The sequence below is a fragment of the Bacteroides sp. AF32-8BH genome, from assembly GCF_003435205.1.
In the GTDB taxonomy this organism is placed as follows: Bacteria; Bacteroidota; Bacteroidia; order Bacteroidales; family Bacteroidaceae; genus Bacteroides; species Bacteroides ovatus.
The window spans coordinates 1-25,047 of the sequence record NZ_QVLZ01000055.1 but is presented as its reverse complement, the minus strand read 5'-3'; the positions used below and the strand labels follow the sequence as shown (position 1 = coordinate 25,047).

The 25,047-nt window shown below is 36.5% G+C and carries 14 protein-coding genes; 2 read left to right on the top strand and 12 right to left on the bottom strand.

The genetic code is table 11. From position 1 onward, the window contains the following. Position 1: 1 nt before the first annotated feature. From DWZ47_RS26575 to DWZ47_RS26520, 12 genes are all read right to left on the bottom strand, one after another. On the bottom strand, positions 2 to 937 hold the full coding sequence (locus DWZ47_RS26575; RefSeq protein WP_008999065.1) for an ABC transporter ATP-binding protein: 936 nt from the start codon (positions 935 to 937) through the stop codon (positions 2 to 4). Between the two features lie 39 nt (positions 938 to 976). Next, complete coding sequence (locus DWZ47_RS26570) at positions 977 to 3,631, bottom strand: outer membrane beta-barrel protein (protein ID WP_158570398.1); 2,655 nt, start codon at positions 3,629 to 3,631, stop codon at positions 977 to 979. Between the two features lie 320 nt (positions 3,632 to 3,951). Further along, complete coding sequence (locus DWZ47_RS26565) at positions 3,952 to 6,735, bottom strand: outer membrane beta-barrel protein (RefSeq protein ID WP_117515264.1); 2,784 nt, start codon at positions 6,733 to 6,735, stop codon at positions 3,952 to 3,954. 43 nt (positions 6,736 to 6,778) lie between these two features. Then, positions 6,779 to 7,201, bottom strand: coding sequence for a carboxypeptidase-like regulatory domain-containing protein (locus tag DWZ47_RS26560; RefSeq protein ID WP_008649977.1), 423 nt, complete (start codon positions 7,199 to 7,201; stop codon positions 6,779 to 6,781). A 79-nt stretch (positions 7,202 to 7,280) separates the two neighbouring features. Then, positions 7,281 to 9,824, bottom strand: a complete 2,544-nt coding sequence (locus DWZ47_RS26555; protein ID WP_022198960.1) for a zinc-dependent metalloprotease — start codon at positions 9,822 to 9,824, stop codon at positions 7,281 to 7,283. Positions 9,825 to 9,838: 14 nt separating this feature from the next. After that, positions 9,839 to 12,424 (bottom strand): zinc-dependent metalloprotease, encoded by a 2,586-nt coding sequence (locus DWZ47_RS26550; protein ID WP_117515262.1) that lies wholly within the window; start codon positions 12,422 to 12,424, stop codon positions 9,839 to 9,841. 33 nt (positions 12,425 to 12,457) lie between these two features. Further along, a complete protein-coding gene (locus tag DWZ47_RS26545; protein ID WP_008649980.1) occupies positions 12,458 to 14,137 on the bottom strand; it encodes a PKD-like family lipoprotein in 1,680 nt (559 codons plus the stop codon). Positions 14,138 to 14,158: 21 nt separating this feature from the next. Continuing rightward, a complete protein-coding gene (locus DWZ47_RS26540; RefSeq protein ID WP_117515260.1) occupies positions 14,159 to 15,019 on the bottom strand; it encodes a DUF4843 domain-containing protein in 861 nt (286 codons plus the stop codon). A gap of 11 nt (positions 15,020 to 15,030) precedes the next feature. Then, positions 15,031 to 16,533, bottom strand: a complete 1,503-nt coding sequence (locus DWZ47_RS26535) for a RagB/SusD family nutrient uptake outer membrane protein (protein WP_117515258.1) — start codon at positions 16,531 to 16,533, stop codon at positions 15,031 to 15,033. An 11-nt stretch (positions 16,534 to 16,544) separates the two neighbouring features. After that, positions 16,545 to 19,874 carry a SusC/RagA family TonB-linked outer membrane protein gene (locus DWZ47_RS26530; protein WP_004309040.1) on the bottom strand — a complete coding sequence of 1,110 codons (3,330 nt, stop codon included), beginning with the start codon at positions 19,872 to 19,874 and terminating at the stop codon, positions 16,545 to 16,547. Positions 19,875 to 19,898: 24 nt separating this feature from the next. Then, positions 19,899 to 21,089 (bottom strand): FecR family protein, encoded by a 1,191-nt coding sequence (locus tag DWZ47_RS26525; RefSeq protein ID WP_117515256.1) that lies wholly within the window; start codon positions 21,087 to 21,089, stop codon positions 19,899 to 19,901. A gap of 82 nt (positions 21,090 to 21,171) precedes the next feature. Next, positions 21,172 to 21,753, bottom strand: coding sequence for an RNA polymerase sigma-70 factor (locus DWZ47_RS26520; protein WP_004309044.1), 582 nt, complete (start codon positions 21,751 to 21,753; stop codon positions 21,172 to 21,174). A 350-nt stretch (positions 21,754 to 22,103) separates the two neighbouring features. Between DWZ47_RS26520 and guaA the strand changes: the two genes are divergently transcribed. Beyond that, complete coding sequence (gene guaA, locus DWZ47_RS26515) at positions 22,104 to 23,411, top strand: glutamine-hydrolyzing GMP synthase (protein ID WP_004299035.1); 1,308 nt, start codon at positions 22,104 to 22,106, stop codon at positions 23,409 to 23,411. 398 nt (positions 23,412 to 23,809) lie between these two features. Then, complete coding sequence (locus DWZ47_RS26510) at positions 23,810 to 25,039, top strand: site-specific integrase (RefSeq protein WP_015531304.1); 1,230 nt, start codon at positions 23,810 to 23,812, stop codon at positions 25,037 to 25,039. The last annotated feature ends 8 nt before the right edge of the window (positions 25,040 to 25,047 follow it).

Genomic DNA, 25,047 nt, shown 5'->3' with positions numbered 1-25,047 from the left:
GTTAGATATTATTTTTAAGTTTTCCCGATAGTTGTGCAAAGATTATGTCAAGAGAGCAGCGTTCCATCGTGATTTCTTTCAGCCGCCATCCGTTTTGTATGCTTAAGGCTACTACTCGTTCAGTTATGTTTTCATCGTCATCAAAGCGTATCCGGAATGTACCGGGATAGAGTTCTTCTATATTCAACACATGTTCTATCTTTGCTAGTTCTTCTATAGAAGGGGGAAGGGCAAATGTAACGGTGAAACTACTTGGAACCACATAGTTGTCAAAGTCTTTCATGCTACCTGAAAATACGACTTTACCATGTTCAATCATACGAATATCATTGCAGGTAGCTTGCACTTCCGACAGGATATGAGTGGAGAGTAGGACAGAATGATCTTCAGCAATTTCTTTAATCAGATTGCGTATTTCGACAATTTGGTTAGGATCAAGCCCGTTTGTAGGTTCATCAAGTACTACGAATGGAGGATTATGTACAATAGCCTGTGCAATTCCTACTCTTTGTTGATATCCGCCTGAAAGATTTTTTATCAGCCGTTTGCTAAAATGGGCAATAGCGCAACGTTCTTTGGCTATTTCTACGGCTTCACGAACTTTTGATTTCTCTATTCTCCGCAATGTGGCACAGTGTATGAGATATTCGTCGACAGTCAAGTCTGGATGGAGAGGTGGCTTTTGAGGTAAGAAACCAATATGTTTTTTGGCTTCAACCGGATTTTTTCGTAGATCGATGCCATTGATAAATACATCCCCTTCCGTTTGATTTAAAACTCCACAGATGATATTCATAGTGGTGGATTTACCTGCTCCATTAGACCCTAACAGACCTAATATTCCTGTTTTTTCAATAGAAAAATTGATATCGCGAATGGCCCAATCGACACTATAACGATGGGATAAATGCTTGACTTCGACAATAGGAGTACTCATACTTTTTATTTTAAATGATTAATAGATTTCTTATTCATATTACCATGCAACCCCTCTTGAAATATCCATCCGGTTCGATTTGATTTTTCTGAATTTCCAGGAGAAATTTATGGTAAAATACCGCCCGAAGTTCTCTCTGTCAATATAACTGGTATGGTTATCTTTCATTTGGATAATACGGTTATGATATGAATTTAATAAGTCAAATGCTGTAATGCTTACTTCTGCCTGTCGGTTGAATACTTTCGCTCCAGCATAAATATTTAAGATATTTTCTTTATCAATTTGATGATAGGTTTTGTTGTTCTGATGTTGATAGGTATATGATACCTTTGTAAAGAAGTACTTCAACATGGGAGTGCACGTCATGTCTACCGTTAAACGATTTGTTAATATCCGGTTCGATTGGTCATTCACTTTATTGGAGGCTTGTCGATAGTGGATGCTCCAATAGGCTGATGCACGTAATCGAGGAATCAGATTGGTAGCGAATCTGGTTCCTATCCTTGTTGTGCTTATTTTCGTTATATCCCGTATATTATCATAGTAGTAAGGCAAATGTTCATACTTATTGTTAATATTAACATCTAAATTGGATTTGATTTTTACGATGGGATACATCCAGGAAATATCCCAATCTATATTCCATGCTCCATTTAGATTGTCGTAACTGCTGAGCGTACTATTTGCAATAGCCGTATAGTTAAAATCAGGCAAGTAAGTTGCTTTGTTAAAATAAGTGCTCCTATTGGAGATGCTGTTTTTTATGAAAGCTAGAGTTAATTCCGAATTTATCAAATGTCCGTAGTCATTAAAGCGATACTGTTCTTTCCACCAAATTTTATGTATGGTACTGGCTTTCAGATTTGGATTTCCACTGCTGATAAAGTAAGGATTAGAGTTGTTGACTTCTGAACGTAGTTGTGCTATATTGGGGAGTTGACTATTTATGGTATATTTGATTGTGTGCTCTGCTTTTTCACTAAATCTTCCTCCTAAAGAAATTTGTACTTCTCCTTTTAATGCGTTAAATGATTTTTCAAATTTTGTTTGTGCCGTTTCTTTTCTATCCTTAATAATGGAATGTTTCCACCCTGCTGAAATATCAATGTTGAAGATTCCCAAATCGGGTAGAATAACGGTCGTTTCAGGGGTATGTTCTATCAGGGAATTTCGGTAATTATATGTATTTGTAGGGTCTGTTTCTCCTGTTATTTTGTTCCATGCAAGCTGATTGATATGGCGATTGTCCGATACAAAATTGTATATTAATTCGATGAATGAATATTTATCTTTTGATAACATGCGCTTTAATCCTGTTTTGGCTTCCCATTTATTTCCTCTTCCATTTGTTGGAATGGCTATGATCTCTTGTAGACTTCCACTAGCCTCATTTTGTGTTTTGTTTTCCCGGTTTTCTTCTCCGTTGGACGAGCTATTCGAATAGTTCGCGTTGACGGAATAGTTCCAGTCTCCGAAGAATTTATTCCAACTAACTGCTCCTTGCATCTCTTGAGATTTACCATTGCCATTTTGTTGTAAAATGCCGGTAGATTGGATCTCATCTATGCTATTTGTTATTTGTTGCAATGTATGTTGTTTTGAATGATTAGTCGATAATGTATAATCAATAATCAGATTGCCCCATTTCTTATCATTCATACTGAATCCAGTACTCATAGTATGTTTATTATACTGATTTGTGTTCTGATATTGGTTTAGATAGCTCTTTTGCCAGAAGGCATCTGTAGCGAAGTATTCTTGTTCAGTTCGGGTATTTGCTTCTGTTGCGCTTCGTGCAAACTGATAGCTGCCTTTTATTTCTTTATAAAATCCTGTCTCTTTTTCCCAACGACGGGACAGATTGATGCCTCCAAAGCTATTTTCACTGTAAGTTTGCGATGGGTTCTTGGTACTGAGGAACATTTGCGGTTGATTGGTTGTTCTATTTAAATTGTTGTGCATGGTATTGATCGCTACCAACATTTTCTCTGAGAAGAAGTTAAATGTACCTCCTATGCCATAGCGTACATCATGGTCTGCAAGTTGTTTTTTTTCCATATTTCCTCCGATACTTGCTATTAGATTCCCTTCCTTCGAGTTTACTAATTTGCTTTTTGTCTCAATATTCAGAACTCTGCGTTTCTTACCTTTTCTGTTTTTACGTGTTTGCTCTTTATGCTCATCTTCATCATAAGCGGATATATATACAACATCATTGGCAGGAAGGTGATTCAATGCATTCATTGGATTCTCTCCAAAAATCTTTTTGCCGTCAACGTATGTCTTTTCTACATCTTTTCCAGCAACTTTTACACTCTTTTCCGAAACTTCTACTCCCGGCATTTGTTCCAGAATATTTCGTGCCACATCATCTTCCAATATGTTGATTCCTTGTGGATTAAAACGGATAGTATCGCCTCGATATACCATAGCGGGAATTTTGCCTTTTATTGTTACGGCCTGTAATTGTATAACGCGGTCGGTCAGATAAAAGTCTTTTTGTGTAGTTTGTCCCTCGTGTACATAAAGTGTATCGGAATCTGCGATGAATCCGTCGGCCCACACGATGGCTCGTGCGATACCGACGGGAACTTTATTCCAAAAGAAAAAAACTGAACTTTTATAATCTTCTTTCAATGTATCTTTACCACATATCAGATTTGCCTTGACTGCATCAAGACTTACTTGCATAATACTTGTGCGCAGCTTTACTTTTCCATATTTAGTAACCTTTTGTTGTATAGTAGTGGAATCTGGTGGAGTTATCTTTTGAGCATACAGTATGTGTATATTACAGAGAGAGAGTAATATACATGAAATATAGATTATAGAAGTTACATTTTTCATCGAAGGCTACATTTAAAAATTAGATTTTGTAAATGGAAATAAGTTTTCAGATGTATAATCTAACTGTTGAGCATCAGAACGCATCTGTACTCTAATGACACCTGTATTTGCTTTAATTGTAACTTCCATAGGTATACCTATATAAGAAAAAGCTAATATAAGATTCATATTTTGCCGGACATCGGCCTATATTCGCGTATGCTTCCGTCATTTGTAGTACCTTCGTAGTTCGATTTCACTTTACCAAACCGATAAGCAAAATTTATGGTGAAAAACCGTCCATAATAATTTGTCCACGTGTTTTGAATGTAGTTGGAATACATTTGGCTGTTGAAAGTCCGATGACTATTTAGTAGATCATATGCGGCAATACTAATGTCTCCTTTGCGATTTAACACTTTACAGCCTACATTCAAGTTTAGGGTGTGATTGCGATTAATCTCTTTATTGATTCCATAATCACGGCTGAAAATGAAATTATAATGACTACTTAGATAGAAGTATTTACATATTTGGCTTATATCTAACATTGCTCCTGCCGTCTGATAGAATGTTTTACCTGTATAATTTTCAGTATTGATGCTATGTACATAATGGGTATTGGCACTGATTGTTACTTTTAATCTTTTAGTTAGGCTGCAAAGTAGGAAATGTTCGAGCGATGGATCATAGGTACGTGTTGTTGTCTTATTTTCTCCTATATAATATGGGTTATGTTCGTAGTTGAATCCGGTAGATAAGGTATATTTGGATTTTATGCTACGTATAGGCGCCTGCCATATCAATTTGCCTTTTATGTCCCAATATCCTTCTACGTTTTCAAAACTAATTAGAGAACTGTGTGCAGGTGCTGTATATTGCAATTCCGGTAGATAAGTTTCGGCATTGTAATAGGTTGTCTTTGCAACAGGAGAGTGTTGGCGGATAGAGGCATTGATAATAACACCTATGGTGTGGTTATGTTTTCCTAACATACGATTGCAATTGAAGAGGAACGAATGTAGATATGATTGTTTTAAGTTGGGATTTCCACTGCGCAGCATGTAAGGATTGCTGTTATCTATTTGTGGGCGTAACTGCACTATGTTTGGTGCAAAATTATGCAGTCTGTAAGCGGCACTCCATGACTTTGTTATATCTGTATGCACAAAAGATATTGCTACTGTTGGAGAGATGAATGTTTTACGGTAGTTGTCCATTTCTTTTTCTTTCCGCTTAAGTGTACTTTCCTTCAGTCCGGCTGAAATGTCACAACTTGTTTTTTGAAAAGGAAAAAAGTGAAATGAAACTTCCTGTTTTTGTGTCAGGTTATTTATTTTATAACTATATGTATTGGCTTCGTCTGTTTGTGGATTTGTGGGGCTCAACATATTCCAAGCGAATTGGTGTTTCCATCCGTTTTCGTATTTAACGGAATAGTCAAAAGATATTTGGGTGTCATTTTCTGGATTCAGTATATATATTAATTGCGCATTGCCGTTCCACTCCGTATTGCGGAGTTTTGATGGAATAGTCAGATAAGTTTGTGTTGTCGAACTTTCTAATGTGTCTATCCGTAATGAATGATTTTTGCCTTTATTTATATCTACTGAACTTTCTAATGTATATCCGATTCTGTCGGTAATACTGTTGACATAACTGACATCTTCCTTCACATGAAAATTCTTGTTTAGATTATCGTAATGCATCAGGCTTTTCGATGTTTGAAGATTGTTTTCTTCATTATAGATGTAAAGCGATTGCCAATCTTTGTTGTTGTTATATGTTATAAGCTGGTTCCAACGGAATTCTCCCCATTTGTCATTTGAATTGGAGAAAGAAAATTCGGAATAGTGATTTTGTTTTCTGTCACTGTTGCTATTTTGTTCTTCATAAAGGCGCTGCTGATAATTGTTGCTAGGAAAATAATGTTGTTCGGATCGTGTATTTGTATTATCGCGATTATATCCGAAAGTGTAAAATGCTCTAAATGTACCGTATGTTCCATTTTCTGTGTCCCATGAGCGTTCCGTAGCCAGATCTGCATAAGTCGTTTCGTTGTAAGTACTACCAGGATCGGAAATGGAAAGAACATTTTTGATATTATTTGATTTTCGGTTGATATTATTGTGAAATACATTACTTGTGAGTAAAAATTTCTCGGAGAAAAAGTTAGTGGTGAGTCCGAGCCCTTTACGGAACTTTCCTCTGTCGTTCTTTGAGTCCATGTTGCTGCCTGTACTAGCCAATAGGTGTGCCTTCCATGAGCTGATGAGTTTGCTTTTGGTTTCTATGTTGAGCACTCTGGTGAGATCCCCTCTGTACATTAGTTTTTTTGTTTTCGTATTTTCATATTCATCATAAGCCTTGATTTTTAATACATCTGTTGCAGAAAGATTCTTTAGTGCTGCCATTGGGTCACTTCCGAATATTAGTCTGCCGTCTATATAAGTTTTGGTTACTTGTTTTCCCATGATTTTGACGGAATGGTCGTCAGTCTCTGTTCCGGGAAGTTGCTCGACTATATTCATAGCGACATCCCCTTCTTGTACGTTGACTGCCTTCGGGTTGAATATTAGCGTGTCGCCATTTTGGGTCACAATGGGGATTCTGCCCTTGATGGTGACTTCCTCCAGTTGGATGGATTCATCCAAAATTTCTATGTAAAGATTAGAATTCTTTCCAGCTATTATATTTAATTCTTTTTCAACTTTCCGACACCCTATTGCAGTGATAATGAGTTTTGCTTTTCCTGTTTTTATGGGTTTGAAACGGAATACTCCATTTATGCTTGTTGTTTTCAGTGTGTCTTTTGCATAGATCAAAAAGATATTGGCACCGTCTAATGAACCATTAGATCCATTTTCTTGTTTGTGTATAATAAATCCCGATAGCTCATTTGTTTTATCTTGAGCATTTATCGGTAAAGTAATGTATAACAATAAAAAAATAGAAATAAATCTTTTCATATTGCTGTTTTATAAAAAGTTTAGTGATAGTATGTGATTCTTGTTATTTCTGTAGGGTTTGTGTATCTTCTACTAAAAAGAAATTAACAACTTCATGCCCTCCAATTTTTTGGGCTTGTGTTACATATCCTATATAGCTTGCTACGAGTATTTTTTGACTCGCATTAGAAACTCTTAGACTATATTGGCCATCAATGTCAGTAACTGTCCCATTAGAAGTCCCCAATTCGACAACATTAGCTCCAATTATTGGTTCTCTTGTTCCAGCATCATACACAATTCCTTTTATTAATTTTCCAAATATTCCTTTTGATGAGATACCAAACTGATCTTTATTGTTTTCTAGAATTTGTTCGCTATTTTTTTCATCTTTGACTTTTGTTGTTGGAGAAGAATTTGAATTCTGTGCAAATGTGCACGTCATTGTAGTAAATATGAATACAATGAATAAAATAATCTGCTTCATAATATAATTTTTTTAATTGTTATACATTTTACTATCACTAAACTTTTTATAAACATACACGTTGAATGGTGAGGAAAGGCTAAATTACCCTGTCAATCATCGCTATCAAATAATCGCATTTTCCACGTTCAATATCATTACTAGCCAAAGAACGAGCTTGTATCAAATAGCGACGTGCACTTTTCAACTTATCATAGCAAATGGCTTCGATATCTGTACCGGAGTAAAAATTAACAGAAGTCATAGGTTCCATACCAGATTGTTTTTCTGTTGCAGATATAGGGGCTAAAGTTGTCAGCAATCCTAATGCTTGTAACTTATGATTAGTTTGCTCGTTGAGAGCAATAGAAGTAATTTTTGTTGATACAGCCTTATCAATAGCCTTTAATGTAGGACACATTCCTTTTAAAGAACTGATATATACAGACAGTTGTGCAATCATTGGAGCACTTAAAGGTTTCCCATTTAAAGTTTCTTTGAATAATTGTTTCTCTATATCATTCAAATATGCTTCCTGGGTATATGGTTTAGTTGATTTCTCTACGCTCAATCCCATGCGCATCAAACGAAACATTAATGACATCATTGGATACCCGTTATTGTAAATCCATGTTGACATATCAGGATTGACACCACCTAAACGCAAAAAATCCTTATTAGAGTCTAGCCAACTTAAATCATAGAAGGTACTGAATATCTTTTGTAAGACTTTCTTTTGCATATCTGCCGATACCGGTTGATATGAAGGTACATTGCTTTTTTCGTTGGCTTCATTGATATAAATACCTCCGATATAAGAAGATACAGGTGACAATGTTTTATTGATTAATTCAATAATCACAAAATCAGGAAATAACTCCCGGTAATCATTGGGAATATTATTGTCGTGAAACCAGGCAGGACTATTTTTAACTACATACTTCACATGAGCGATTTGTGCATTTAAAGAGGCTATCGGATCATTACCTAAATCATAGTTTTGGCAACGCGGGTCTGTAGCATAAGCTGGTGAACGCTTTCCATAGAAATAGCGTGGATCTCCATCGTGTTCCATAGCCCATTTCTTCAACATGTCTGATTCATTTTCACTGGTGGCGGCATACAGATATTTGAGCGTAAATGCATCACATACACCCGGTTTGTCGACAATCAATACCACTCCTTTTTCTTTATCACCGGGCTGTGCCAGATAATTGTATAATACGTTGTCCATGACTGAAGCTGTGATACCATATTTTTGAGTAAACTCGGGTGAACGCAGTTCTTCAGGGGAATATGCTGCAGAACCAGCCAAATTAGTTGCCAATCCCAAACTAATCCCAAATGCTTTTAGCATACGTGCTGTTAGATTCTCACAGATCACCTCATCGGCAATGTAATAAGTCCGGAAGCGCGGATCAATCTCTGCCATTTGGTATACTCCATTGCGACGTACGCTGACGGCAAGGTCGCGTGGTACTCCTATCTTGGTACTTAAGATTTCTCCAGTGCGTAAGTCAGTGACATTGTACGCGGTAACTTCCGAGTTGTTGTTATTCAGGAAAGCAATCGTATTTATCATTGGGTTATTAGCACGGAAAGTTGAACCTTTCTCATACGGTTTTATTATGATTGGTTTTCCTATTCCTAAATCTTCAAATATTATATTCCATTCATCTGCACTTTTTTGGATGGCTTTTACCCAGCTATCTTGAATCAGAGTGTCGATGTAGAAGACAACAGGTTGTTGCGTCGTTATATTACGCCGTGTAACATAATATCCTTTCTTGAAACGTTTTTCATTACGATAGTCCGTGTATGAGATATAACCTGTTCCTACACGTGGGTTGGCTTCGCGGGTGTTCATTTTTTCTTTCGACAGTAGGGCTAGTGTCGTTTGTACCGACATGGTTAATTCCGGTTGTTCTTTGGAGACGAATCCCATGATGCTGATGCTCAACTTTGCAGTACAGTTTTGAGTGATACTGATACAATTGTCGAATGCATCTGCAGAGTCCACAAAAGATGTTTTACTTTGAGGGGAAGCGCTTGCAATTGTGAGCATACCTCCATAACTGCGTCCGCTAAGATTGAGTACATCTTTATTGGAACAAGAGAAATAGGAAGTGGCATTAAATACAACAGCCGTTGAATCGCTGGTGTATCCTTCAATTGGAAATGCTTTGTAAATAGCATTACTACGAGATAATGCAAAAGCCGCTTCTTGATTATCGTCCTGTTCGTTGAGGCGAACATTGTATTTCGGATCTCGGAATAATATTAATGAATCGGTTTTATCAATAATCAGATACCTGCTTTGAGCAGCTTTTGTGCCCGCCAGCGAAATGTCACTTGCAGTAGTGATGGCAGAGTTTACTAAAAAATCCCGTCCCATTAATTCAATCGGTAGTTCCAGATAAATCTTATCCTCGTACTGATGAACTGTGATTGTCCCTTTATTGACTGTATGTTTCTTCTTATCTTTGAAAAGCTTGTCGTAGACACTCTTTTTTTTCTTTTGAACACTGTCAGTCTGTTGTTCGGTTTTTGCTTTTCCTTTTTTCTTTTTGGAGCGGGCATTGGCTTCATTTGTTGATCCGATAATCAACAAAATTGGCATCAACCATAAAAATAGTATTTTCATCTTTTGTCCCTCCCTTATTTTAAGTTGATGTCGAGCATCTTTAATAATAATTCATAGTGAGCTTTCGTCTTCCCTGATGCACTGGCTGCCTTTTGTTTCATCAGTTGTTTGGCTTTAGCTATATATGCGTATACATCTGCTTGTGTAACTTTAGCCGTCATAGAAAAACGATTCAACGGTCTCCATTCAAAACCTGCTACAGGGTTGTGTATAACATCCTCTTTGATAGCATGTCCTTGGCAACAAGTATATCCGAACTGGCGGTGATTGATGTCAAGTGGTTTTTCTCCGGCCAATGCTTTCCCAGCTCCTTTGATTGTGAAACCGGCAGTTTGCATCATCATGTATATATATTGTTTCTGGAGATTCATTTGGGATTCTGTTAATGTACATCCGGAAATGGTCGGTTTCCATACAAAATTGTATATCATGTTGAAAGCCTCGGCAGCAGTAAATGAATCTTTTTCTAATCCTTCGTATTGTGATACCTGAAAAGGTACAGGCAGTATATATCTCAACATGAAGTTTTGAATAGTTTGTTTAGGGGAACCGGAAATTGGGAATTTAGTTAACAAGTTTTTGTTGTCAAGCCAATTCAGATCGTTATAAATCTCGAATAGGTAATTCAGGGCTTCTTTTTGTTGTGCCTTTGGGATCTGTGCAAAACGTGGCATTGTGTCCCCTTCTTTAACTTCGTTGACAAAATAGCCGCCTACATTGCCTGCTACATGGGTAACGTACATTGCAAGTTGTTCTACGATACCAATAAATAAATCTTCACGGTATTCGTATGTATCGTCACCTTCGGAAATCCAACTTTCCAGATTATTCATGATATACTTAAGGTTCTTGATGCCATATCGAGTTGCTTTCATAGAGTTGTCACCAATATCTTCCGTTTGTGAACGGGGATCAACAACTCCATATACTTGTTGTTTTCCATATCGGTACACTGGATTCTCTTTAATGGCATCACTGATCCATTTGCCTGTTATAATTGCTTCTTCCTCTGCAGAATTAACATTGAATACTGGAGTATACGTCCATTTAATGAGGTATTTGTCGTATTCACCAAAGCGGGGAGGAGTCAATTTAACGCCACGTTCTTTATCGCCAGGTTGTGCTACATAGTTGAAGCGTGCATAGTCCATGATGGAAGGAGTGGTACCATACTTCTGTGTGAATTCCGGTGAACGTAAAGAATCTACCGGGAAGGTGGAAGAAGCTCCCATGTTATGCATAAACCCTAAACAGTGCCCGATTTCATGTGAAAGTACATAGCGCAACGCATCTCCAACCATTTCATCCGGAATATTGACTGTGCGTACATCTTTATCGGCTTGTGCTGTTTGCACGAACAACCAGTTGCTGATAAGTTTGATGACATTGTGATATAGATATACGGAGGCATTCAGGATTTCTCCGCTTCGCGGGTCTACCCATGATGGTCCCATTGCATTTTCAATGCTTGATGGAGCATAGCGGACACATGAATATTTGATATTGTCGGGATCGAATTCCGGATCATCTGTCGGGAAATCTTTGGCTGCTACAACATCTTTGAATCCAATCTGTTCAAATAATTCATTCCATTGGGTGACTCCTTCCCGCAGATATGGTTTCCATTTCTCTGGGAAAGTATTATCGATGTAGAAGACAATCTGTTTAGTGGGTTTCACTTTCTCTCCACGTAAGTAGGCGGCGGTGTCGGACGGTTGTATATCCCATCGATTGGCATAGTAAACGGGTACGGTCGTTTTAGCTCCTTCGCCTAGTTGTTCGCGTCCGGTAAAAAATACACCGATCCGGTAATCTGCCATACGTGGACGATAAGGCTTTTCTTTTAACAGCATGATGGAACGTGTCATTTCTGCGGTGAATGGACGGTCTTTTATGAGTGATGTTCCTTGTGAATTGCTGACAGAGAATGTATATGACAGACAGCTTTTAATAGAAACATTATCTTTGAAAGCCTTGATTTGTGAAATGTACGAGCAGTCGGATTGATAATTCTCTGTACGATTGTACATTCCATAAATAGAATTTTTGTCGAAGGGACTCATCTTTTTATTGTCGCCCAGGAAGACGCTGCTCATATCAAAAACGATAGCAGTAGAGTCATTATTGTATGCTTGAATCTTTTGGTTGCTTAAAATTGCTCCCAGTGTACTTTTGCGTAAAGCTTCATCAATTTGTGTGTTACCAGTAATATAGTCAGTGTTTACCTGACGTAACTGTACATGTGTTTTATTGCGTGTGAATACTACGTGAAGAAGATCGGTCGGTTTAGAACCGACTACTGCATTGCCATTATCAGAGATACTGGTGACAGTGGAACCAATAAGCATATCTTTATTGATTAAATTCACAGGAAGTTCAAAATATACTTTTCCATCCAGCAGATGGAGAGTAATCAGTCCTTTGGCTATTTCATGCTTTTTCTTGAATAGTTTGTCATATTCACTTTCTTTTTTAGCAGGAGTTGTTTGTTCTGTTTTTGCCTTCTTTTTTTTCCAGAAGAATGGAAATTTACGCTGTGCGTCAATGGTGGTAGACGAAGCTACCACCATTGCTGCAAGTAAGAGGATTTTCTTTTTCATATCAGTTCTTTAATGTATTTTTATGAAATTAGATTAATATCCGGTTGTTGTTACATCTAGGATTTTACCAAAACCATCATAGATTAGGGCTTTAGAAATATCCAAGGTTCCTGCACCGGCCTGTTTCATCGGAACAATTGAGACTTTTCCGTTAAATTCTGCGGATTGGGTCACAATAATGAGGGCTTTGTTATTCCATGCATTTGGGGCAATAGTTGGTGGATTACCAGTCATTACATTAATTTGATTAGTGTATTGTCCTTGTTGATATAGCTTGGCTTTTGTGATTTTTTCTCCGTTACTGGGGGTAAACTGTGAGGTGGTGGAGACAGATACTTCATTTCCCATACCGTAAGTAAATGAGTATATAGCTGCATCTGTTACTACATATAATACATTATTTGTATGTCCGAAGAAAATAGATACAGCTTTGTCTAGTAAGGTTTTTCCTGTCGTTGGAATAATATATTTGTTTTTTGCAGCTGCTGGTTGTTCTGGTGAAGTCACAATCCATCCCTCCCAATTATCAGGATCTTCATAATGTCCTTCTTCTGCTTTATATTGGCTTAAAGTGTAAATAGCATAATTTCCACTATTATCGTCTTTAAGTAAGAAAGTGGCCAATGAGCCATCTTGAGAACTTGTTGCGGCAATAGCTGTTTGACTTCCCATGTCATTAGGATCGAAATCTGGATTTGAGATATACGGAGTACATGTGTTATAACTCGTGCCATTTAAGGAATAAAAGGCACCTTTGGGTTTATCTAACCATACTAAATGGTTGTCCCCAATACTAAATGAAGAATTTGCTGCATATACATTGTTATTGATTTCAAATCCATTAAAAACAGAATTAGGCATAGAGAATTTGTTACCTGCTACGTTTAAGAATGAATATAGTCCATTATTTGTATAAGCGATGAAAAGTTGTGAAGAACGAATATAAGATTTTACTTGAAAATCGGTGGGGCAATATAAAAATATTTTTTCATCTTCCCATGTCCCGTTTATTGAATAGTCCTCACAGTTGAAACGAATGCTTTTTCCTGTGGAAGAAATAGCCCAAATCTGATTTAAGTGAGAACTACCAAGTATTGCTGTGTTCCCCATCACCTCATAGGTTAATGAAGTCAATAATTCATCATATGCTGCTCCATTAGCAGTTTCTAGTATGTGACGAAATATTCTTTCTTCTTTTGTATATTGATTTGTTATTTGAGAATTGTTAATCAAAGTGAGATCTGTTGTTGTTCCGTTTTCACTATCTGCGATTAACAATCCGTCTAGGAAGCTACTTTGTACATATAATTCCCAAGAATAAATATATTGTAAGTTATCATTTGCTACATCTGTTACAGTCAATTTTAACGTATAGGCTCCATTTGATATAGGACGATTTATAATACCATGAAAGTCTTTTTCTGTACCAATAATTTCATAAACAGGATTGCTAGTTGAGGGTTCCTCGGTTACAGCCCATTCATAGCGCAAATTAGAACCATCAAAACCATCTTGGGTAATAGATGGTACAATATCGACAGGAGATTGATAACCTACGTATATTGAATTTTCTTGATTTTTATCGTTTATACTAATTTGTACTTCTGGAATAAGGTTTGTTACAAATGAACTTTTATCCTCATAACAAGAAGTAAACCAGAGAATATTAGGCAGCAGTAATATTATTAATTGAGTTATATTATTTTTCTTCATAATTTTATAGAATTATATAAATTAATATGTTCTGGCTTCTATAATTTGTCCTTTCAAATTACCTTCGTTATGAACTAGGGGGGCATCGGGATGTTCTTTCTGATACTTTTTTAGATAATCCGCTAATTTTGCAGCATAAGCTTCATATGATTTGTCTGTTACGAATAATCTATAATTGGCGAGATATTTATATGTAAAATATGTTGGTCTCTGTGGTTGGTCAGGATGCGCAGTCATATCGTCCCAATCATCCCAGTCTAAAGCTGTTACAATTGTTTTTAAAGCATTGGAACTATAAGCCGTTGTAGAAGAAGAGGTTGGAGCTAGAGATGATTTTATTAGTGAGTTATATGTCATCCATAAATATCGTTCAGTTGCCGGAGGGGCAATGATATTGCTGTTCCAACTTAACGTTGCTGTGATATATTCTTTAGGTCCTAACCCTAGAGTTGATGACTCCTTTAGCTGGATATAAAGTTTATATGATGCTCCATTTTGTATTTCATCAGTATTAAACAGCCTTATTTTTATTGTTCCTTTTAAACTATTTGCGGGAATCACTGCAGCAGTTATTTCATAACTGTTTTCGGGGGCAGTGGTTTCCTCCGCATTGATTACATAATTCACAGTACGGTCTTCTGTCGATACATTTCCGACCAAAACTAAAGGCAATTCATATTCACCATATTTATCAAAGGGATTCTCCAGAAAAGAATAATTCCCTTTAAATATGTCGGTTTCTGCATCGTACTCATTCGTAGAATTGAATCTGACAGCATTATATTGACTGTCAAAATATGGTATTTCTTCCTTGCCGCAACTAATGAGGCATAAAGAGAAACAGCTTATCGCTAAGACTGATTTTATAATTATTTTTTTCATATTAATATTGTTTATTGTACACGACCGGATTGTATTTCGAAGGTAGGATAAGGCAATAAATATTGCGTATCTGTCATCTCTTCACTATAATTAGGAATGGATTTACACCCTGTTCGCTTATAGTAATAGAACATGACACCTTCGGAAATGAATTCTTTGTGATATTCTTTTTGTATTTCTTTTATGATTTGATCTGCATTTAGATCTTCAAGAGGGGTGCTGATACCTCTGTTTTCGCGAATCTTATTTAGCCTTTGTAATGCCATGTCAAGATTTGGGGTTGCACTTGTTGCATAGCATTCTGCAGCAATATAGAATATTTCAGGCAAGCGTATTAGAGACAAGCGGTTCTTATTGAATTCGTCTAAACTTGCTTGATGAATTTTCATAGGGACATATCCTCTGGAATCACTTTGGGTTTGATCTAACATTCGTGTGAAACGAACATCTGAATTTATGCCTTCATATATATTTTCAACATCTGTTGGAGATATATACATAGCTGTATAGTCTGTGTTGACGAAGTTGGGTATTATATATGAGGTAATTTTGGACGTAACGTCTGAAACATTTAGGCTAAATAAAGCTTCGGATGCTAGAGAACGGTTAGATTGAGAAATTTCTGGTAACAGGTAGGAGTAAGTGTACATATCGTCCATAACAATTCCATTATCACCGATAGCTGTGATTATCTCTTCAGTAGCATTTAAAGCTTTGTCTATGCTTTCTTTACTGCCTTCCCATAAATATACACGTGCTTCCAATGCTTTGACTGCATAATAATTGAGTCGTAAAGTTCTATCTTTGAAGAAACCATCTGCATCTATACTTGTGTAATAAGAAGCCGGATGTTTTTTTGTGATCGGGTCGTATTCCTTTAATAATTTTTCTGCGGCTTCCAAATCGTTGATAATCATTTGAAGTGTCTCCTTTCCTGTGCGTTGAGGAGTTGGGATCGATGATAAAGTTGTTACATATGGAATCGTTTTTTTAGAATTTAGTTCTGCGGAACGGTTTTTCCAATCACCATATCCATATAGGCGCAACAGATCAAAATGCATATATGCACGAATGGCAAGAAGTTCTCCTTTGATAACATGATAATAGACTTCGTTCAGACTTGACTCCTGTCCTTCCATATTAGTTAATGCTTCATTGGCATTGGCTATTACAGAATATGCTTTAGCCCAGATATTTTCGATGTCCGAGAATATTTGTGTGTGGTCGTAATTGAATTTTTCATATTCTTGCATTTCTTTACTATTACTTGAATTGGAAGTCACAGGATTAAATTGATGACCTAATATTTCAATTGCATACCAAGATAGTTCTTTACCATAAAGGATATTATCTGTCATGCTAATATAACAACCTATTAAGGATTGTTGGAATCCGGCAAGAGTGCTATAATGATCTTTTTCTCGAATTTCAGATCCTGAAGTAACATCGAACCAGTCGCTGCAAGAGGATAATGTTACTACGGATGTTAATAGGATTAATATGTATTTTTTCATCTTTATAAAATTTAGAGAGTGGCTGTTAATGAGAACGACATATTTCTTGCGAAAGGATAAGTTAAACCTCGTTCTATTTTTATAGAAGAGAACGTTGCAATATCATTTAAATAGAATGATAAACGCAGGCGTTGCATACTTAATTTCCTATAAATGGAACTGGGAAACTCATAATATGCACTGATGGAAGAGAGTGATAATTCACGCCGATCCTGTACAAAGCGAGTGGTAGCACGTGTGGTTGTTTCAGAATTAAATTTCTTGTATGGTGTTACTTGTCCGGGAGTAGTCCAACGACCAATTAGCAATCGGCGATCCACATTGTAAGCAATATTTGCATTTTCCACCCGACTGACGAGGGTTGAATTATACATTTGACAACCAGCAAGATAACTTATAGTAGCGCTTAATCCGATACCTTTATACTCGGCTGTGAAACCGCCTGTACCACGATACTTAGGATCGGAGTTACCAGCAGCGACCATATCATTGGCTGAATAAGTATAAGTGTAGGTACCATCTTTTTTAATGTATATTTCTTGTCCGGTTTGCGGATCAATACCGGCTGAAGGGACTGCCCATATTGTTTTCATAGATAATCCGTCTTGATACATTAATACAGGTGCAGAGGTATTATTATCTTCTGCTTGTTTCATCATTTTTTCATTGTAAGCCCGCATACTCTCTGACAAACGAATTATTTTATTTCGGTTATAGGCAAATGTTCCATATACATTTACAAAACCTTCTTTTCCTTGCCATATTGTATAATTAGCTTTAGCTTCAACTCCAGAATTACGTACCAATCCTAAATTATCTTTTACTATTGCGAATCCTGTAGAAGTTGGGATTGTTACATCGGTTAACATATTCTTGGTATCTGCTGAGTAATAGTCAACAGAAAGGGATAATCCGGCAACTCTCATATCAATTCCTATATTATGATCCTTTTTCTGTTCCCATTTTAATTTGGAGTTAGGCATGGATGCTAAATATGCTCCTGTAAATTTGCCAGCTAAGCCTCCATATACGACGCCTGTGTAATAATTATATGTAGCAATTGCTGCGTTAGTATCAAAGTTTTGATTTCCAGTCAAACCAATCGAAGCTCGAAGTTTTAACTGTTTAATCCATCCAACACCTTTCAAGATGGCTTCATTGTGCAGGTTCCATCCAATACCAAAAGACCAGCTATTGGCCCAACGGTTATCTGAACCGTATAAGGAAGATGCGCTTTCCCGAACAGTTGCATCGGCTAAATAACGATTGTCATAATCATACGAAGCGGCTAATAGGAAGCTGGCTTCACGGTTAATTGTGGAATAACCAGTAGGGGTACTGTTTTCTGCATATTGTTTTGCGAATGAAATATCTGCCTTCTGATTATTTGGGAAACCTTCTGCCGTATGTCGATATGCTGATGATTTTTCTCCGGAGATAAAGGCACCGGCATTTCCAAAGATAGTATGTTTACCAAATTGATTATTATAGTTTATATTCAAGTCTCCGGAAATAGAACTGGATTTACCATTTTCTATAATATACTTACCACGCTTAAGTATATCATTAACATTTGCAAAAATGGAATGTGAGGCGGGATAGAAATCATCCATATCATTTCGTTTTTCAGAGACTCCTATACGTGCTGTTGCTTTCCAATTTTTATCAACTTGCCATTCTGCATAAAAATTATTGGTGAATTGTAAATAACTGGAAGTAAAGCTGGTTCCGATAATAGAATTATACATAGGGTTAGCTACTTTGGTTGATGTTGAGCCAATTTGTTCTACCCATTGAACTATATTCCCATTTTCATCAGTTGCTTGCCAATATGGATTCATTCTGGAATATTCGCTAAATTCTCCATAAGGGGACTCATTACTTTTGTTAGATATGATTGATAGGATATTCTTTAGTAATAGTTTGTTATGTCTGTATGATAAATTTATATCACCCGATATATTGCGGCGGTCAGATCCCTTCATAACCCCAGTAATCTGATTATAAGTAAGGTCTAAGATTGCACGTAAATTTTGGGAATCGCCTAATTCTATATTTAGGTTATGTTTATGTCCTATGCCAGTGTGAAGTGGCTTGGATAACCAGTATGTATCTAATCCTTCTAATGCAAGTTTTCGTCGTCCATTATATAATTGATCTAATTGGATTTGTGTATTGGCGCTACTACTTGTATATACTCCGTCTAAACGTTCTGCTTCCAATTTTTCAAATGCATTACAAAGGTCATAACTGGTTAAATCTGGCATTTCCAAAGAAATACTACCATTATACGTAATACGCTGTTGATTTCCGGTTAAACGTTTTGTTTCAATAACAATTACACCATTGGCTGCTTTAGAACCGTAGAGAGCTTTTGCTGAGGCGTCTTTTAAAATTGTAATGCTTTCAATTCGGTTCATGTCCATGTCCATTATTGTTTCAGCAGTTGTTTCAAAACCATCAAGAATGAATAAAGGTTGATTGGGTTGATTTTGATAGTTGCTGCGCAAAGAACTGCTTTCTGTCGTTGGAAAACTGGAAGTTCCACGCATTGACATATCCGGAACACTGTTGGGATTGGAGCCCATATCAAAATTATCTGCAATGTATATTGTAGGATCCAGATTTTTCAAGCTCTGGAACACATTCTGATTTCCGACACGCATCAGATCTTTGCTCGAAATAGTAGTTGCTGCTCCAGTAAAACTTTCCGCTTTACGAGTATAAATTCCAGTAACGATAACCTCATCTAATTTAGTATCACTTTTTAGAGTAATATTTTTTCGTACATCATTCCGACCACTATTAATCATCACTTGTTGAGTAGACATTCCGATATATGAAAAGGTGATGGTACATGCGGTATTAGTTGGAATCTCTATATTATATTTACCATTGTTGTCGGTTATGGCAAATCGTTGAAGATCACTAATCACAACATTAACACCAGGCAGGGGGGATCCTTCTTCATCTGATACAATACCGGTTGCGGAACGTTTATCCCCTTGTTGTTCCACTTTAGAGATGGTAACAATATCTCTTTCCATACTATAAGTAAGCCCTGTACCATTAAGAACAGTACGTAGTACGTTATCCACAGTTTCATCTTTTACATGGATAGTGATGGGTTTCAGTGACTTTGTCTGTTCTGTATTGTAGACAAAGCTTAATCCGGTTTGTTGTCTTAAAGCATCGAAAAAATCTTTGACAGTGACAGATTCCAGATTTAAAGTTACTTTTTTGCCACTTTCTGGAATGGCAAACATCATTGTGGGTAATAGTAATAATACTACTACCAGAGAAAGTATTCGGATTCTTTCTCTACTTTTTGTCTTTCTCATTCTTTCTTCTTGTTTAATTAGTAATTAATTGTCTGTGATTAAAATCTCTCTTCCTTCTATTTTTATTTGTAAATTCGTAGTACGTGCTATTGCTTTTAATATCGGGCTGATTGTGGCATAACGATCCATATTACCAGTAAATCGCAGTTGTTTAAGCTCGGAAGTGCCAAAGGAAATATTAACATTATACCAATGTTCTAGAATTTCGACAATATTTTCTAAAGTACGATTTTCGAAAATAAGTCGTCCTTCATTCCATGCTATGTAGGGAGTGAGGTCTACATTGTATATAGATATATTGTTACCTTTCTGTTCAATGTGTGCCAATTGGCCCGGCTCTATGAGTTGTTCTTGTGTACTTCCTTGAGGAATAATACTGATACTCCCTTTCACTAATGCGACTTCTGTTCGTCCAGAGGCGAATGTATTAACATTAAATTCTGTACCATACTGTTTGATTATTCCTTGGTCAGTGACAACGTAGAAAGGACGAGTATCTTTGGCTATTTTAAAATAGGCTTCCCCTTTTAGATAAACCATGCGTTTAGACTTACTAAACCTTACAGGATACCGTATTTCTGTATTATAATTGAGGTGTACGGTTGTTCCATCTTCAAAGGTTACTCTGAATTCGTTTCCTTGTTCAGTTGTTAATGTGTTTTTTTCTACTGTTTCAGGCTGCTGTTTTTGAGGTATATCTATATTTATATTGGGTGTTGATGGATAGATGAGCGCACCATTTTGAGCTATAGCAGTTGTGGAATGATTAACTTTAACTGGTGTTGGATATGTTGGAGTAAGTGATTGCTTGTCATTCCCGGCTAAAATTAATGTCGCTTTAGGAATTCCTGGCTGTATGGCATCTCCTAAGGCTAGATTGTCAGATATTTGTTTTTCAGAAGCAGTATAAAAGTACCATCCTCCTGCTGTTATTATTATAGGTAATATTAAAATAGCTGCATATTTTAGGAGAATTGATGTGACTGATACTTGGTAATATTTCTTTTTGAAATGTTTCCATGCCTGGTGTGAGTTAATCTGTGTATATGCCTCGTAACGCTTACGAAACGATGCGCTTGTTCGTAAACGATTGAAAAACTCTTCGTGTTGTGGAGAGGTCTTGATCCAATTGTCAAGTTGTTTTTTTTCGTGCTCTGTAATATCACCGAAGAGATATTTGGCTATTAATTCTTCTGTACCAGATTTTATTTTCATATATCTATTGTCTTATCATTTGTTAATAAGACAACATGAAGATTAAAAAGAGGTACAAACTTTCTAAAAAAGATTATTTTGGTTACGAAAAAAACTTCGAACTATACAAAATGTCACATAAGGGGAGCAAGAAGTAGCATGTACCCATCTGTTCTTTGATAGATTGTATAGCTCTTTTCTTTTGTGTCTTTACTGTTTCGATCGAAATTCCTAGTACAGTAGCTATTTCTTCATTCTTTTTTCCATCCATATGCAATAGGAATATTTCCCGGCAGCGTGCTGGCAATTTATCGATAGCACGAAATAGTAGTCGGTATACTTCTTCTTCATTGGTATCTTCTTCTTCTGTGATTTCTCGATAAGTGCTTGCCAAGCGTTCAAGATAGAGAGATTCTACATTCTGATGTTTTAAATAATTAAGAGAGGCATTTCGTATAGAATTATAAAGATAAGTTCGGAAAGAAGGCAATGATAAGAATCTCATTTTCTTTTCCCACATAGTTGCAAAAAGATCCTGTACAATATCTTCGGCAGCTTGTTGGGAAGAGAGAAAGTTGATGGCATACAACACCAATGCTTTATAATATTCATTATAAAGCTGATGATAAGCGGTTGGGCGTTGCTCATTTATACCTTTTATAAAGGAACTTTTCTCTTCGTTCATGGTGAAATATTATGTTTTATGCAGCAAATGTATAAAATATCTAGCATAAAAGAAGCCTTTCAAACCCTATAGTGTTTGTGAATGCTACTTTTTTCTTTAGTTCATACAACAATAATAATGTTGTTATAGAGAAATAGCCCTTTCCTTATTTTATAAAATATTGTTCTTGCTGCCTGTTTGTAACATCATTTTTTTATTTGGAATAATATTACAGCAAAAAACGTTACTCTGTTCTGAAACTTTAGAGAATCAATGCATTATAGTCTCTCTAAAAATCTTTATATTTGCAGACCGTTTGAAAATGATAGTGAATAATAACAATACAATAACTTAAAAACAACCAAAATCAGATGAAGCAGGATATGATTGTTATCCTTGACTTGGGTAGTCATGAGAATACGGTATTGGCTCGCGCCATCCGTGCATTAGGAGTTTATAGTGAGATTTATCCTCACGATATCACAGTAGAAGAACTGAAAGCATTGCCCAATGTAAAGGGTATTATTATCAATGGTGGCCCGAATAATGTAATCGATGGCGTTGCTATTGATATAAATCCGGCTATCTATACTTTGGGAATTCCTGTCATGGCTGCAGGGCATGATAAAGCAACTTGTGAAGTGAAGTTGGCAGAATTTACAGATGATATCGAGGCTATAAAGGCTGCAGTAAAGTCTTTTGTTTTCGATACTTGTAAAGCTGAAGCTAACTGGAACATGAAGAACTTTGTCAATGACCAGATAGAATTGATTAAGCGTCAGGTGGGCGATAAGAAAGTATTGTTGGCCCTGTCGGGTGGAGTTGATAGCTCTGTGGTAGCTGCTTTACTTCTGAAAGCTATTGGTAACAATCTGGTATGCGTACATGTTAATCATGGTTTGATGCGTAAGGGAGAGTCTGAAGATGTGGTTGAGGTATTCAGCAACCAGTTGAAGGCAAATCTTGTGTATGTAGATGTAACCGATCGTTTTCTGAATAAGTTGGCTGGTGTAGAAGATCCGGAGCAGAAACGTAAAATTATTGGTGGCGAGTTTATTCGTGTGTTCGAAGAAGAAGCGCGTAAGCTGAACGGTATTGATTTCTTAGGTCAAGGTACTATTTATCCGGATATTGTGGAAAGTGGAACGAAAACGGCTAAAATGGTGAAATCTCACCATAATGTAGGTGGTTTGCCCGAAGATTTAAAATTCCAACTTGTAGAACCATTGCGCCAATTATTTAAAGATGAAGTTCGTGCTTGTGGCTTGGAGTTAGGTTTACCTTATGAAATGGTTTACCGTCAACCGTTCCCTGGACCTGGTTTGGGTGTACGTTGTTTAGGTGCTATTACACGTGATCGTTTGGAGGCAGTGCGTGAATCCGATGCCATTCTGCGTGAGGAGTTCCAACTTGCCGGACTGGATAAAAAAGTATGGCAATACTTTACAGTAGTGCCTGATTTTAAATCTGTGGGTGTACGTGATAATGCTCGTTCTTTTGATTGGCCGGTTATTATTCGCGCTGTCAATACGGTGGATGCTATGACGGCTACTATTGAGCCGATTGATTGGCCTATCCTGATGAAGATAACAGACCGTATTCTGAAAGAAGTGAAGAATGTAAATCGCGTTTGTTATGATATGTCGCCGAAACCTAATGCGACTATAGAATGGGAATAGAAAAACTTTTTAAATGATATTTCGATAGCCTCAATTTTTTGTAAGTTGAGGCTATTTTTATTGTTCAACGTTGGCTTCTGGTAGAAATGTAATTGAAGATTTCACAATGATTTCGCGAAGAGATAAAAAGAAAAAGACACCCAGAAGTGGAAGCCTCCCAAATGCCTTATTCTTATCAAGTAGCGGGACCCGGGATTGAACCGGGGACCTCATGATTATGAATCTGCGTCTTCCAAAGGCTAAGCCTTTGAAAGCTATCAGCAGAGCTACTGAATATGAGTCATTTATGGAGATTTTGGCTTTTGCTAAATCTTGTATCTGACTTCTAAAATATCTCCTATTTGCTTAGCGGTGTAAACCGTAGCGCAAACCAAAATGTGACAATAATATGTTACGTTATGGATGCTAATATAGGCATTATTTGTTTTAAATCAAAAGTTTTAGCTAATGGAGAACATCCGTTAATGTTGAGAATTAGCCAAGGTAAGTTACGTTACTTTAAATCTTTGGGAATTTCAATCAAAGCTTCTTGTTGGAATTTTGATAAGGAAGAACCTAAAAGAAACTATCCCAATCGTGAACAGTTATTGAATATCATGAATCAAACGAGACAAGAATATGTCAATATGATGTTTGAACTGAAAACACTTGGTAAAGACTTTACTCCACAATCTTTGGCTGAATACGTGGAACGAAGTTGTAATAAACAGAATGTGGGAGATTATATTCAATACATCATACAGTATATGACTGCCGAGAAACGGTTAGGTAATGCCAAAGCTTACATTAGTTGTTATAATTCTGTATTGAGATTCGCAGGTAACTTGGATATACCTTTCACGGATATTGATGTAAATTGGTTAAAGCGTTATGAACTTTATCTTCGTAAACGTGGTAATTCTGATAATACGATTGGAATACGAATGAGAGAATTACGTGCTGTTTATAATAAAGCAATAGAAGATAATGTGGTGAACGAGAAGTATTATCCTTTTGTAAAATTCAAAATATCTCATTATCGCAAGGGTAAATGTAAGAGGGCAATTACTAAGGCTGAAATACATAAAATAATGAATGTTGATTTAATGGAGATAACAACTTATTATAGTCCATTACTTTATTTGACTAAAGACTTATTTTCTTTTAGTTATCTTGGTTGTGGTATGAATATGATTGATATAGCATATTTGAAGTATTCAGATATTGTGAATAATCGAATATGCTTTGTACGACATAAGACAAAGCAGCCTATTACATTTCAACTTTTACCTCAAGCTGTACAAATTGTAGATAAATATAGGAAACCAAACTCACAACTGAATGATTATGTTTTCCCAATATTAGACCGTAATTTTCATATTACTGAACAACAGCAATATGACAGGATTAGAAAAGTGATAAAAGGCATGAATAAAGCTCTTAAAAAGATAGGGGCTCATTTGGATATTAGTATTCCGCTGACAACCTATGTTGCACGTCATTCATTTGCAACGGTATTAAAACGTTCTGGTGTAAACATCGCATTGATAAGTGAATCATTGGGACATACAAGTTTGTCAACGACACAGTATTATCTTGATAGCTTTGAAAATGAGCAGATAGATGAAGCAATGAAGAATCTTCTTTAAAATAAAAT

What these genes read in the sequence shown, in the direction of transcription:
- DWZ47_RS26575 (WP_008999065.1), bottom strand. Translation starts at nt 937, where the DNA reads ATGAGTACTCCTATTGTCGAAGTCAAGCATTTATCCCATCGTTATAGT.
- DWZ47_RS26570 (WP_158570398.1), bottom strand. Translation starts at nt 3,631, where the DNA reads ATGCAAGTAAGTCTTGATGCAGTCAAGGCAAATCTGATATGTGGTAAA.
- DWZ47_RS26565 (WP_117515264.1), bottom strand. Translation starts at nt 6,735, where the DNA reads ATGAAAAGATTTATTTCTATTTTTTTATTGTTATACATTACTTTACCG.
- DWZ47_RS26560 (WP_008649977.1), bottom strand. Translation starts at nt 7,201, where the DNA reads ATGAAGCAGATTATTTTATTCATTGTATTCATATTTACTACAATGACG.
- DWZ47_RS26555 (WP_022198960.1), bottom strand. Translation starts at nt 9,824, where the DNA reads ATGAAAATACTATTTTTATGGTTGATGCCAATTTTGTTGATTATCGGA.
- DWZ47_RS26550 (WP_117515262.1), bottom strand. Translation starts at nt 12,424, where the DNA reads ATGAAAAAGAAAATCCTCTTACTTGCAGCAATGGTGGTAGCTTCGTCT.
- DWZ47_RS26545 (WP_008649980.1), bottom strand. Translation starts at nt 14,137, where the DNA reads ATGAAGAAAAATAATATAACTCAATTAATAATATTACTGCTGCCTAAT.
- DWZ47_RS26540 (WP_117515260.1), bottom strand. Translation starts at nt 15,019, where the DNA reads ATGAAAAAAATAATTATAAAATCAGTCTTAGCGATAAGCTGTTTCTCT.
- DWZ47_RS26535 (WP_117515258.1), bottom strand. Translation starts at nt 16,533, where the DNA reads ATGAAAAAATACATATTAATCCTATTAACATCCGTAGTAACATTATCC.
- DWZ47_RS26530 (WP_004309040.1), bottom strand. Translation starts at nt 19,874, where the DNA reads ATGAGAAAGACAAAAAGTAGAGAAAGAATCCGAATACTTTCTCTGGTA.
- DWZ47_RS26525 (WP_117515256.1), bottom strand. Translation starts at nt 21,089, where the DNA reads ATGAAAATAAAATCTGGTACAGAAGAATTAATAGCCAAATATCTCTTC.
- DWZ47_RS26520 (WP_004309044.1), bottom strand. Translation starts at nt 21,753, where the DNA reads ATGAACGAAGAGAAAAGTTCCTTTATAAAAGGTATAAATGAGCAACGC.
- guaA (WP_004299035.1), top strand. Translation starts at nt 22,104, where the DNA reads ATGAAGCAGGATATGATTGTTATCCTTGACTTGGGTAGTCATGAGAAT.
- DWZ47_RS26510 (WP_015531304.1), top strand. Translation starts at nt 23,810, where the DNA reads ATGGATGCTAATATAGGCATTATTTGTTTTAAATCAAAAGTTTTAGCT.